Origin of the sequence: Actinocorallia longicatena (genome assembly GCF_039534125.1) — a bacterium.
Lineage (GTDB): Bacteria > Actinomycetota > Actinomycetes > Streptosporangiales > Streptosporangiaceae > Actinocorallia > Actinocorallia longicatena.
On sequence record NZ_BAAAUV010000002.1, the window covers coordinates 149802 to 161715 of the forward strand.

An 11914-nucleotide genomic window follows, 5' to 3' on the forward strand; every position below is an offset into this window, starting at 1 on the left:
TAACCCGAAGGACCCTTCACATGTGTTCGGCGAGATCGCTGAGCGGGCGACCGCCGCCCCTAGAGGGCACGGAGGTCGTCCAGGACGCGTTGCAGTAGCTGTTGGTCGGCGTGTTGCATGGGTCTGCCGGGGCGGCGGATCTCGAGGAGGCCGTTGTGGCAGAGGTCGGCGGCGAGGACCTTGACGACGCCGAGGGGCAGGTCGAGGTCGGAGGCGAGGTCGGCGACGGTGCAGGGCCGGCGGCAGAGGGCGATCATCCGCTGGTCTTCGCGGGTCATGCGGAAGTCGCGGGGCGGTTCGTGGCCGGTGTACTGGAGCAGGGTCACGAGGTCCAGCGAGACTCCGCGCGGCTGGGTACGGCCGCGCGCGATGGCGTAGGAGCGGACGATGGGGCCCGCTTCCTCGTCTACCCAGCGTTCGTCGAACTTGCTGGGTTCCGCGCGCGGCTCAAACCGATCCATTGGGAGCTCCCGGCTGCCTCGGCTGGGTCGACAACAGGCGCCGGACCCGCTTGACGAGCATCGACATCTCGTAGGCGACCAGTCCGGCGTTTGCTCCCGCCTGGGAGAGGACCGCCAGGCAGCTTCCGCTGCCGGCGGAGGCGACGAAGAACAGGCCGGTGTCGAGTTCGACGATCGTCTGCCTGACCTCGCCCGCGCCGAAGTGCGCGCGGGCCCCGCCGGCGAGGCTGTGCAGGCCGGCGGCGAGCGCCGCGAGGTGGTCGCCCTCCTCGCGGGAGATGCCGCGGGAGACGCCCATGACGAGGCCGTCCCTGGACAGGACGACGGCCTTGCTCACCTCGCCGACGCGGTCGACGAGGTCGTCCAGCAGCCAGCCCAGTTCGGATGCGGCGCGCGTCATTCCCGTCATGATCCATCCTCGTGCTCGTCCCGGGCCCGTTCCCAGCCAGCCTGGAGTGAGCTGAACAGGTTGCGGGAGTCTTCGGGTGCGCGTTCGTCGTCGACCGGCACCGGTGCCGCCAGGTTCTCGGCCGATGAGTCCGCCGAGTTCCGCAGCTGGGGTGCCAGGTTGCCCTGGCGGACTCGCTTGGGCAGCCCGCCGTCCTCGGCGGGGATGGCCGGGACGGGCTGTGGCCCGCCGACCGGCTGCCCGGTGACCGGTTGCGGTCCCGTCGGCTGGTGGACCGACTCGGCCATGACCGCCTGCGGCAGCCGCGGCTGCTCGATGGGGTCGTTGATGGCCGATTCGGGGACGATCAGCGAGTGGGGCAGGAGCGCCACCGCGCTGACGCCTCCGTAGGCGGAGGGCTGCAGGGTCACCTTGATGCCGTGCCGTGCGGCGAGCCGTGAGACGACGAACAGGCCGAGGCGGTCGGTGTCGGCGAGGTCGAACTCGGGGGCCTGGGCGAGCCGCTGGTTGAGTTCGATGAATTCGCCGGTGGTGAGGCCGACTCCCCGGTCGATGATCTCGACGGCGAAGCCGTTGCCGACCACCTCGCCGTGGACGGTCACCTCGGTGGGGGGCGGCGAGTAGGCGGTGCCGTTCTCGACGAGTTCGGCGAGCATGTGGATGACGTCGGCGACGGCCGCGCCGGCGAGGGCGACGGGCGAGTCGGAGATGACCTCGACCCGGGTGTAGTCCTCGACCTCGGCGACGGCGCCGCGGAGCACGTCGGTGATGTGGACGGGCTTGGACCAGGTACGTCCGGGTGCGGCGCCCGAGAGGATGATGAGGCCCTCGGCGTGCCGGCGCATGCGGGTGGTGAGGTGGTCGAGCTGGAACAGGTCGTTGAGGGTGTCGGGGTCGGGCGCGCGCCGTTCGAGGGCGTCGAGCATCCGGAGCTGCCGGTGGAGCAGCGACTGGCTGCGCCAGGCCAGGTTGAGGAAGACGCGGCTGATGCCCTTGCGCAGGTGCGCCTCGCCGACGGAGGTCTCCATGGCGGTGCGCTGCACCCTGTTGAACGCCTCGGCGACCTTGGCGACCTCGGCGGTGCGGGTCGGGATGTCGAGCGGCGGGATCTCCTTGGCGACGTCGACGCTCTCACCGCGCCGCAGCCGTGACACGACCCAGGGCAGGCGCTGTTCGGCGAGCTCCCTGGCCGCGGCCTGGAGTCCGCGCAGTTCGCGCGAGAGGTTGCGGGCCAGCAGGACGGTCATGACGATCGAGAAGATGACCGCGAGGAGTCCGAGTCCGCCGGCGAAGACCAGGCGGAAGACGATGCGGTCGCCGATGGGCTCGGCGTCGGCCTTGAGCTGGGCGCCGGAGTTGTTGAGCGCCTGGGACCAGGTCTCGATGAGCGTGTTGGACACGTTCGGCCAGTCGCGCGTGACGTCGGGGGTGAGGCGTCCCTGGGTCGCGTTGATGCGATCCTCGAGCGCGAGGAAGTCCTTGTAGGTCTGGCCTCCGACGACCCCGTCAGCAGTGATCTTGTTCTTGTCGCTGAGCTCGAGGTAGGAGGTGTCCTGCAGGTGGCGGTTGGTCTGCACCCAGCCGGCGAACATCTGGTGCTCGCGCATGTTCATCTTGCCCTGCTGGACCATCGCGACGGTCAGCAGCGTGTCCTCGCGCATGATGAAGTCGCGGGCCCAGCCGAGCCCGATGAGGGCGTGGCCCTCCTGGTAGACGCGCAGGTCGTCGACGATGACCAGGGAGGCGAACAGGTTGATGCCCGTGCCGACGACGGAGCTGTAGTCCTCGATGGCCCTGATGGGCGAGTAGGCGAATCCGCCGCGGTCGACCGCGTCGCGGATCTCGGGGAGCTTGTCGAGCGCCTCGACGAACTTCTTGCGCTGTTCTTCGATCGCGCCGCTGGACTCGTCGTTGATCGTGGCGTTCAGGGCCTTGGCCTTGAACTCCTTCAGCGCGAGGTCGACCATTCCGCGGATCTGCAGCAGGCCCTGCAGCGCCTCGTTGGGCGTGCCGTTCGCGAGCTTGGCCGTCGGGCGTCCGGCCGCGATGAAGACCGCGCTGGCCTTGCGCTCGTACTGGATGACGCCCGCGAGATTCTGTCCCGGAATACCGATCTTGTTGTACGTCGTCGAGATCTGGAACTTGTTCAGGGCGTCCTTCAGCGTGAGCTGTGCCGCGAATCCCCACAAGCCGATCAGGGACACCAGCGGGATGACCAGAAGCAATGCGATCCGCGCGCGTACCGAACGTGTCCGCGTCGGACGGGGTTTCGACATCAGGAACCTACGCAATCCAAGTAATAGCCGTCACACCGCCCCCACGAGCCATCATCTTGGTCCGCTAAACACACCTGGTCAACCCAGGACAAATCCAACAGTCAGGTCAGGCATAGTCAACGCCGGGTGTACATGTAGCCCAGGCGCCGGACGGTGACGATCCTGTCACGGTAAGGTCCGAGCTTGTTGCGCAGCCGGTGCACGTGGACGTCGACCGTCCGCACCGATCCGGCCTCGGTGTACCCCCATACCGCGCGCAGGAGCTGCCCGCGCGAGTGCACCCGGCCGGGACTGGCCGTGAGGTGGGCGAGCAGCTCGAACTCCTGGTAGGTCAGTGGGATCTTCCGCCCGTCGACGAGCGCGGAACGGGAGACCGCGTCGACGGTCAGTCCCTCGTGGACCACGGGATCCTGCGGTTCGCGCCCCAGCCTGACGGTGTGGGCGACGATGACGAGCGCGGTGTCCGTTCCTTCCAGCGGCACGACTCCGAGGAGCTGTCCCTGGTCGGCGGGGAGGCCTTCGACGGCCTTGAGTGCGGCGTCCATGACCCAATATTAACCACTAACTTGGTAGAAAATATAGGTATACGGGCGCTCAAGGTACGCTGGATCCGTGGGCTTCAACGACGTGATGGTCGTACGCGACATCGACAGGGCCAAGGCCTTCAAGAAGTACCTGATGCCGAACGAGCAGAGCGTGCTCGCGGTACGGCGGCACCCCGCCTCCCTGCTCCGCTACGTCCTCGAGGTGTTCGGCGGGCTCATCCTCGCCGGGTTCGTCTCGGAGTGGCTCGGCCCCGGCCTCGGCATGACCGTGGTCTGGCTCGCGTGGCTGTTCCTGCTCGGCCGGCTGCTCTGGAAGGTCGTGACCTGGTCGATCGAGTACTTCATCGTCACCGAGCACCGGCTGCTGTACATCCGGGGCCTGATCGACCGGCGGATCGGCATGATCCCCCTGAAGAAGGTCACCGACATCAATCTGGAACGTCCGCTTCAGGGCAGGCTCCTCGACTACGGAACGTTCATCATGGAGTCCGCCGGACAGGACCAAGCGTTTCGGAATGTCACGTTCATGCCGTATCCGGAGCAGTTGTACTTTGAGGTGTCCACCATGATCTTCGGCCTCGAGGACCCGGGCGACGACTGAGAGTGAGCGGGTAGCCCGTACTCATGCGGGTCACCGGTGAGGACGGGACATTGAACCCTTGCAGCCGGGACCCAACCGAGGCGAAGGTTGCTGCATCCAAAGGGTTATCAGCTCCTCACATTTGCACGCAGGGACCAGGTGACGTGACAACTCCCCCCACTCACGGAGACCTCTCTCAAGAACTCCTCCACACCTCGCAGTGGACCGACCAGATGGTCGCCGCCGCGGGCATCCCGGTCGTGGACGTCCCGTTCGTCACCGTCGGCGGTGGCATCGGCTCGTTCGTCACCGTCGACTACCTGCGGATCTACGGGGTCCCGACCTCCCAGATCCGGGTGCTCACCAACATCGACCACCCGTGGCAGACCTACGAGTACCTCACCCGGTGCTCGCAGATCCCCCGGACGGAACGGATCCGGTCCGACTCCTCCTCGCGCCCCGACAACCTGTGGGGCTTCCCGTCCTACGCGCTGGAGGAGGCGTGGAAGGACAAGTCGCTCAAGCACCTGTGGCACATCGGCACCGAGCCGATCCTCAACGACTACTGGACCCCGCGCGCGGGCACCGTCTTCAAGAACCTGGAGCGCGAGGCCAAGCGGATCGACTACTTCTCGATGGTCGCCAAGGGCAACGTCCGGATGGTGCGCAAGCGGCACGGCGGCGGCTACTTCACCATCCTCACCCCCCCGGCCGGGGCGACCCCGACCAAGCGCATCGCGTTCCGGTCGCGGTTCGTGCACCTGGCCATCGGGTACCCGGGGCTGAAGTTCCTGCCCGACCTGCAGGAGTTCCGCGAGAAGCACCACGACTACCACCACGTGGTCAACGCCTACGAGCCGCACGAGCACATCTACGAGTTCCTCAAGACCCAGCCCGGCACCGTCATGGTGCGCGGCGGCGGGATCGTGGCCTCGCGGATCCTGCAGCGGCTGATGGACGACCGCGAGAAGTTCGGCACCCAGACGCAGATCGTCCACACCTTCCGCACCTTCGTGAGCGGGGCGCACGGGCCGTCGGTCTTCATGCGGCGACGGGGCGGTGACGGCTGGGCCTACCAGGGCTTCAACTACCCGAAGTCGGTGTGGGGCGGCCAGCTCAAGGCCGAGATGCGCAAGCTCGAGGGAGCCGAGCGGGCCCAGAAGTACAAGGACATGGGCGGCACCAACACGCCCAAGCGCCGCCGCTGGCAGTCCCAGATGAAGAAGGGCCGCCGCGAGGGCTGGTACCACAACATGCAGGGCGTGGTCGACAAGGTCGAGCCGGGGCCCAACGGCAGGCTCGTGTCGCATCTGCGCTCCGAGGACGGCAGGCAGCAGCAGTTCCTGGCCGACTTCATCATCGACTGCACCGGGCTGACCGCCGACATCGCCGAGCACCGCGTCATCGACGACCTGCTCAGGCACTCCGGTGCGGGGCGCAACCCGGTGAACCGGCTCGACGTCGAACGGCACTTCGAGGTGAAGGGGGCGGCCTCGGGCGACGGGGTGCTCTACGCGTCCGGGACGGCCACCCTCGGCGGCTACTTCCCCGGTGTCGACACCTTCCTCGGCCTCCAGATCGCGGCCCAGGAGATCGCCGACGACCTGGGCCGGCGCAGGTTCGTGAAGAAGATGGGTCCCCTCCGGTCCACCGCGCAGTGGCTCCGCTGGGCACGGAACAAGGCGGTCTGATCGATGGTCCCCACGCTCCTCGGCCGCATCCAGACGCGGCTGTTCCTCCTCGCCACCGTCGGCGTCCTCGTCACGGCGATCATCGGCCCGGTCCTGCCGGGCACCTCCGGATCCCTGTCCGGCGTCTACCGGACGACCTTCGTCGTGCTGCTGGCCGTCGCCGTCATCGGCGTCGGCTGGGAGCTCGTCTACCACGGGCTCATGCAGTTCCGGTGGGAGAAGGACTGGCCGTCGATGTTCGGCCTGCTCAACCTGATCAACGAGGGCGTCCTGCTGTTCGTCCTGCTGAGACTCGACCTGATCCCGGGGATCACGGCCGCGCCGTCGGCCAGCACGTTCTGGGTCGACTTCACCGTCGTCTGGGTGGCGGTCTGGCTGTTCGCCAACGGCCCGATGCGGGTGCCGTTCGTGCGCTGGCGCTTCCGCGGCGGGAGGCTCGCGTGAACCAGGCCGTGAGCAACGGGACGGGCGCCGTGGTCCGGCCGCTGCGCGGGGAGGGCATCGTGGCCCGGCAGAACGGGCTGCTCATGGTCTGCGACGGCACCGACGCCGACGCCGAGAAGCTCCTGGGCGTGCTCAACGAGGTCGCCGCGCGCGGCGGCAGCGGACGGGACCTCGCCCACCGGGTCGCCCTGGTGCTGTCCTCGAACATGTCCGAGCAGCACGCCTGCGCGGTCGCCGGCCCGGTGCAGGGCGGGGTGGCCGTGCTGGTCAGCGGGGCCGCCACCGCGATGGTCACCGGCCCCGGCGGCGAGGTCAGGCTCGACGGCCGCGACGCCCTCACCTGGACCGACCGCTTCATCGGCGGCCGGGTCGACCAGGTCGAGCTGCGGCTGCCCGGCGCGGGCGGCAGCGACACCCGCTGGCGGCTCGACTCCGGGATCGTCCCCGGCGGCGGCCTCCAGTGCCTGTTCGCGCCCATGCATCCGCCCGCGGCCCATGGCCACGGGCACGGCCACGGGCACGAGGTCGAGGGGCCGACCGCGCGGGCCCCGCAGAACGTCGAGGGGCCCACGGGCCGCCCCGACGCCCCGCCCAGGATCGGTGACGCCCCCGTCGACCTGCGGCCGCGCCGTCCCCAGGTCGTCGCGAACGTCACGCTGGCCGAGGACATCCGGGAGCAGCCGTTCGAGTCGGTCCTGCTGATCCCCTCGGAGCAGCCGCCGGCCCCGGCCCCGCCCGCCGCCGCGCCGATGCCCGACTCCCGGCCGCTGGTGTGGGGCGCGGACTGCAAGAACGGCCATTTCAACGACCCGCGCGTGCAGTACTGCGGGGTGTGCGGCATCGCGATGGTGCAGATGTCGCTGATCCCCCGGCAGTCGGCGCGGCCCCCGCTCGGGGTGCTGCTGCTCGACGACGGCATGACCCTGCGGCTCGACACCGACTACGTGATCGGGCGGTCGCCCGAGCCCGCGCCCGAGGTCGTCGCCGGCCGGGCGCGGCCCGTCCGGCTGACCGACGCCGAGGGCTCGGTCTCGCGGCGGCACATCAAGATCTCGCTGAACCAGTGGGACGTCCAGCTCACCGATCTCGGCTCCGTCAACGGCACCTTCCTGAAGGAGCCCGACATGCCGCAGCGGCAGCTCCAGCGCGGCGAGACGGTCATGGTCCCGCCCGGCAGCGTCATCCAGGTGGGGGCGCAACGCTCGTTCCGCTACGAGTCGAACAGGAAGCGCTGATGCTGCGCGTCGACATCCTGCTGCTCGACCTGGTGGTCGTGCTGGCGCTGGCCAGGCTGCTCGGCTACGGCGCCCGGCTGGTCGGGCAGCCCCCGGTGGTCGGCGAGATCGTCGCGGGGATCGCGCTCGGGCCGTCGCTGCTGGGCGACGTGATCGGCCGGGACCTGTTCCCCGAGGACATCCTGTCCCCGCTCAAGGCCCTCGCCGACGTCGGGCTCGTGCTGTTCATGTTCGTGGTCGGCCTCGAACTCGACCAGCGGCTGGTCAAGGGCAAGGGACGGGTGGCGGCCGGGGTGTCGGTCGGGTCGACGGCGCTGCCGTTCGTCCTCGGCTGCGGCCTGGCCCTGCTCCTGGTCGACGACCACGCGCCCGAGGACAAGAAGCTCGCGTTCGTCCTCTTCCTCGGCGCCGCCATGTCCGCGACGGCCTTCCCGGTGCTGGCCCGGATCCTCACCGACCGGAACATGCACCGCACCCGCCTCGGCGGTCTCGCGCTGGCCTGCGCCGCCGTCATCGACGTCCTGGCCTGGACGGTCCTCGCGGCCGTCGTCGCCATCGCCGGTTCGGGCGAGGGCCAGTGGAAGATCGTCCTCGTGGTCCCCTTCGGGCTACTGATGATCTTCGTGGTCCGGCCGCTGCTGCGCCGCCTCGTGCCCTCCTACGAGCGGGCCGGGCGGCTCACCCCCAACCTGCTCTCCCTGGTGCTGCTCGGCATGTTCGGCGCCGCCTGGACCACGGAGTACCTCCAGGTCCACTTCATCTTCGGCGCGTTCCTGTTCGGCGCCCTGATGCCCCGCGGCGGCGCGGCCGAGAAGCTGAACCACGAGATCCTGGAGCGCCTCGAACAGCTCGCGGTCCTGCTGCTGCTGCCGATGTTCTTCGTCGTGGCCGGGCTCAGCGTCGACCTGACCACGCTCGAGGCGTCCAGCGTCTGGACCCTCCTGGGCATCCTCGTCGTCGCGATCGTCGGGAAGCTGGCCGGCGCCTATGTCTCCGCGCGGTTCCTCGGGGTGCCGCGCAAGGAGAGCGCCGGGCTCGCCACGCTGATCAACACGCGCGGCCTCACCGAGATCGTCATCCTGTCGGTCGGGCTGCAGAAGGGCGTGCTCGACACCGAGCTGTACTCCCTGATGGTCGTCATGGCGCTCGTGACCACGGCCATGACCGGGCCGCTGCTCAACCTCGTCTACCCCCGCGAGCAGGTCGCCAGGGACCTCGCCGAGGCCGAGCGCGCCGCCCTCGGCGAGCATCTGGTGCACCGGGTCGCCGTGGTGATCCCCGACCTCGGCCACGCGGACGCGCTGGCCACGGCGGGGGCGGCCGCCGCCGCCGAGCACGACTCGGCCGAGCTGGTCCTGGTCCACCTGCCGCGCTATCCGGGGGAACGGCTGGAGGTCGGGCTCGGGCTCTCCGAGGAGCTCGCCGAGCTGACCTCGATCCTCGGCCGCCTCGAGTCCGCCGCCGCACGGGTCCGCACACCGCGGCTGCCCGTCCAGGTGCACACCCGGTTCAGCGCCGATCCGGAGGGCGAGCTGGACGCTTTCGTGTCCGCCGCCGAGCCCGACGAGGTCGTCGGGCCCCTCATCCCCTCGCCATAGACACATATCGATCTTGGAGCCTGTATGCAGGGCATCGCCGACTACGAGTTCATCCGATCGCTGGGCCAGGGCAACCACGGAGAGTTCTTCCTCGCGGGCCGTCCGGCCAGGCTGCCGGTGAAGGCCGAGCAGGTGGCCGTCAAGGTGTGCGGGGGCACCGGAGAGGACGCCTTCCGCCGGGCCACCCGCGAGCTGAAAGCCTTCGCCGTGGTCCAGTCCCCCTATCTGGTGACCCTCTACGACGCCGGGCAGCAGGGCGGCGTCTTCTACTACTCGATGGAGTACCTGCCCGGCGGCTCGCTGGCCGAGCCCGCCTCCCCCGTCTCCGCCGAGGCCGGGGTCCGGGCGGTGGCCTGCGCGGCGCGGGCGGCCCAGGCCCTGCACGACGCCGGGATCGTGCACCGCGACATCAAGCCGGGCAACATGCTGCTGACCGCGACCGGGGCGAAGCTGTCGGACCTCGGGCTCTCCCAGACCCTGACGCCGGGCGTCCAGGTGACGGGAATGGGCCGGATCAGCTCGGTCGAGTTCACCGACCCCGGGCTGCTGCGCGGCGACGAGCCCTCGCCCGCCTCGGACGTGTGGTCGCTCGGGGCGTCGCTGCACTGGGCGCTGACCGGGCAGGGCCTGTACGGGAAGCTGCCCACCGACGACGCACTGCTGACACTCCGTACAGTGTTGTCGACCACACCGGTGATCTCCCCGGAGATCCCCGGCGACCTCGCCGACCTGGTGACGAGCTGTCTCAAGGACCCCGGATCCCGCCCGTCGGCGCTCGAGGTGGCCACGGCTCTGGAGTGATTCTTACGGGGCCGCTACGGCGGGCTCCCTACACTGTGCGGGTACCTGACCGTCCCGCCCCAGGAGTCCCGCTCGTGTCCTCCCGTCTCCGGTTGATCGTCCCCGTCGTGGCCCTCCCCCTCCTCCTGACCGCCTGCGGCGGCGAGAAGAAGGACGAGACCCCCACGGCGGCCCCGGCCACCAGCTCCGCGGCCGCCCCCTCGGCCACGGCCTCCGCCTCGGAGAGCCCCTCGGCCGCTCCCGCCTTCGACGGCACGGAGATCAACGTCACGATCGCGGGCAGCAAGGTCTCGCCGCGGCCGTCCACCCACAAGGTGGCCGAGGGCACCAAGATCAAGGTCACCGTCACCAGTGACAAGGCCGACGAGCTGCACGTCCACGGCTTCGACAAGTCGCTGGAGCTCAAGGCGGGACAGCCCGGCGTCATCGAGTTCACCGCCGACCAGACCGGCACCTTCGAGGTCGAGACGCACGAGAGCGGGCTGCTGCTGTTCAAGCTCGAGGTCTCCTGATGGTCCTGGCCCATGGGATCGGCGGGCGTCAGGACCTGCCGATCCCGATGGAGTTCCTGCTGGCCGGGGCGGCTCTGGCCGTCCTGATCTCGTTCATGGCCCTCGGGTTCGTCTGGCAGGACTCCCGCTTCCGCGCCGACGCCGGGCGCCGCGTCCCGGCCTGGCTGGAGGCGTTCGCCGGCTCCCGGGTGACGCGCGCGGTCCTGCTGCTCGCGGGCGTCCTGATGACGCTGGCGACGGCCTGGGCGGCGGCGCTCGGCCCCGGCGGCAACGCCAACCCCGCCCCCTGGACGATCTACATCCTGTTCTGGGTCGGGATCGTCCCGCTGTCGCTGCTGTTCGGCCCGGTCTGGAAGCTGCTCAACCCGCTGCGCGCCGTCCACAAGGGCATCGCGCTGCTCAGCGGCGGCAGGCCGCTGGCGGCCCTGCCGTCCTGGATCGGCTACTGGCCCGCCGCGGTGGGACTGTTCGCCTTCACGTGGATGGAACTGGTCCCCAAGAACCGCATCGACGGCTCGGTGCTGCTGACCTGGTTCGCGATCTACGCGGCCGTCACCGTCGTGGCCTCGACGGTCTTCGGCGAGGAGTGGTTCGACAAGGCCGATCCCTTCGAGACCTATTCGGGTCTGCTGGGCCGCCTCGCCCCGATCGGCCGCCACCCCGACGGCCATCTCGTCTTCCGCAACCCGTTCAACGGGCTGGCCGGTACCCCCGAGGCCCCGGGCCTGGTCGCGGTCGTCGCGGTCATGCTCGGCTCGACGGCCTACGACGGCTTCTCCCGCAACCCCTGGTGGATCGACAAGGTCCAGTCGGGCCCGCTCCCCCGCGGCCTGACCTCCACCCTGGGCCTGCTCGCCCTGATCCTGCTCGTGGCCCTCACCTACTGGCTGGCCACCCGCACCATGGGCCGCTCGGGCCCGATGGCCCTGGCCCACTCCCTGATCCCGATCGCCGCGGGCTACGTGGTCGCCCACTACTTCACGCTGCTGCTGTCGGGCGGCCAGCAGGCCGTGATCCTCTGGTCGGACCCGATGGGCACGGGAGCGGACTACTTCGGCACCGCGAACCTGCTCCCCGACAACGAGATCCTCGGCAACACCACCAGCGCCCTCCTCCGCGCCGGCGCCGTGATCCTCGGCCATGTCCTGGGCGTCTTCGCCGCCCATGACCGCGCCATCACCCTCCTCCCCCGCAGGCACGCCCTCACCGGCCAGCTCCCCCTCCTGCTCCTCATGGTCTTCTACACCGTCGGCGGCCTCACCCTCCTCTTCGCCGCCTGACGGACGGCCGGACGGGCCGGACGTGCCTTGGTAAGATGATCCTCTGCGAAGCCTCCCGGCTCGGACTCGACTCCGAACGGGA

General features: G+C 69.8%; 12 protein-coding genes. 8 read left to right on the plus strand and 4 right to left on the minus strand.

What is annotated here, in order from left to right; all coding sequences use genetic code 11:
• Positions 1–59: 59 nt before the first annotated feature.
• The 4 genes from ABD785_RS03655 to ABD785_RS03670 form a co-directional block, all read right to left on the minus strand.
• Entirely contained in the window at positions 60–461 is a 402-nt protein-coding gene (locus tag ABD785_RS03655) for a DUF742 domain-containing protein (RefSeq protein ID WP_344822078.1), read from the minus strand.
• Positions 448–870 (minus strand): roadblock/LC7 domain-containing protein, encoded by a 423-nt coding sequence (locus ABD785_RS03660; RefSeq protein WP_344822080.1) that lies wholly within the window; start codon positions 868–870, stop codon positions 448–450. The genes ABD785_RS03655 and ABD785_RS03660 overlap by 14 nt, the downstream gene beginning before the upstream one ends.
• On the minus strand, positions 867–3095 hold the full coding sequence (locus ABD785_RS03665) for a sensor histidine kinase (RefSeq protein ID WP_344822082.1): 2229 nt from the start codon (positions 3093–3095) through the stop codon (positions 867–869). The genes ABD785_RS03660 and ABD785_RS03665 overlap by 4 nt, the downstream gene beginning before the upstream one ends.
• Before the next feature lie 167 nt (positions 3096–3262).
• Positions 3263–3691 (minus strand): winged helix-turn-helix domain-containing protein, encoded by a 429-nt coding sequence (locus ABD785_RS03670; RefSeq protein WP_344822084.1) that lies wholly within the window; start codon positions 3689–3691, stop codon positions 3263–3265.
• A 67-nt stretch (positions 3692–3758) separates the two neighbouring features.
• Here ABD785_RS03670 and ABD785_RS03675 point away from each other — a divergent pair, with 67 nt between their 5' ends.
• The 8 genes from ABD785_RS03675 to ABD785_RS03710 all read left to right on the plus strand — a co-directional run bounded on the left by ABD785_RS03675 (position 3759) and on the right by ABD785_RS03710 (position 11832).
• Complete coding sequence (locus tag ABD785_RS03675) at positions 3759–4292, plus strand: PH domain-containing protein (RefSeq protein ID WP_344822086.1); 534 nt, start codon at positions 3759–3761, stop codon at positions 4290–4292.
• A gap of 143 nt (positions 4293–4435) precedes the next feature.
• Complete coding sequence (locus tag ABD785_RS03680; RefSeq protein ID WP_344822088.1) at positions 4436–5962, plus strand: hypothetical protein; 1527 nt, start codon at positions 4436–4438, stop codon at positions 5960–5962.
• Between the two features lie 3 nt (positions 5963–5965).
• A complete protein-coding gene (locus tag ABD785_RS03685; protein WP_344822090.1) occupies positions 5966–6406 on the plus strand; it encodes a hypothetical protein in 441 nt (146 codons plus the stop codon).
• Positions 6403–7641, plus strand: a complete 1239-nt coding sequence (locus ABD785_RS03690) for an FHA domain-containing protein (protein WP_344822092.1) — start codon at positions 6403–6405, stop codon at positions 7639–7641. The genes ABD785_RS03685 and ABD785_RS03690 overlap by 4 nt, the downstream gene beginning before the upstream one ends.
• Positions 7641–9239 carry a cation:proton antiporter gene (locus tag ABD785_RS03695; RefSeq protein ID WP_344822094.1) on the plus strand — a complete coding sequence of 533 codons (1599 nt, stop codon included), beginning with the start codon at positions 7641–7643 and terminating at the stop codon, positions 9237–9239. Before ABD785_RS03690 ends, ABD785_RS03695 begins: the two co-directional genes overlap by 1 nt.
• Before the next feature lie 24 nt (positions 9240–9263).
• On the plus strand, positions 9264–10040 hold the full coding sequence (locus tag ABD785_RS03700) for a serine/threonine-protein kinase (RefSeq protein WP_344822095.1): 777 nt from the start codon (positions 9264–9266) through the stop codon (positions 10038–10040).
• A 74-nt stretch (positions 10041–10114) separates the two neighbouring features.
• Positions 10115–10552, plus strand: coding sequence for a cupredoxin domain-containing protein (locus ABD785_RS03705; protein WP_344822097.1), 438 nt, complete (start codon positions 10115–10117; stop codon positions 10550–10552).
• Positions 10552–11832: a hypothetical protein gene (locus ABD785_RS03710; protein ID WP_344822099.1), complete on the plus strand. Its 1281-nt coding sequence runs from the start codon at positions 10552–10554 to the stop codon at positions 11830–11832. Before ABD785_RS03705 ends, ABD785_RS03710 begins: the two co-directional genes overlap by 1 nt.
• The last annotated feature ends 82 nt before the right edge of the window (positions 11833–11914 follow it).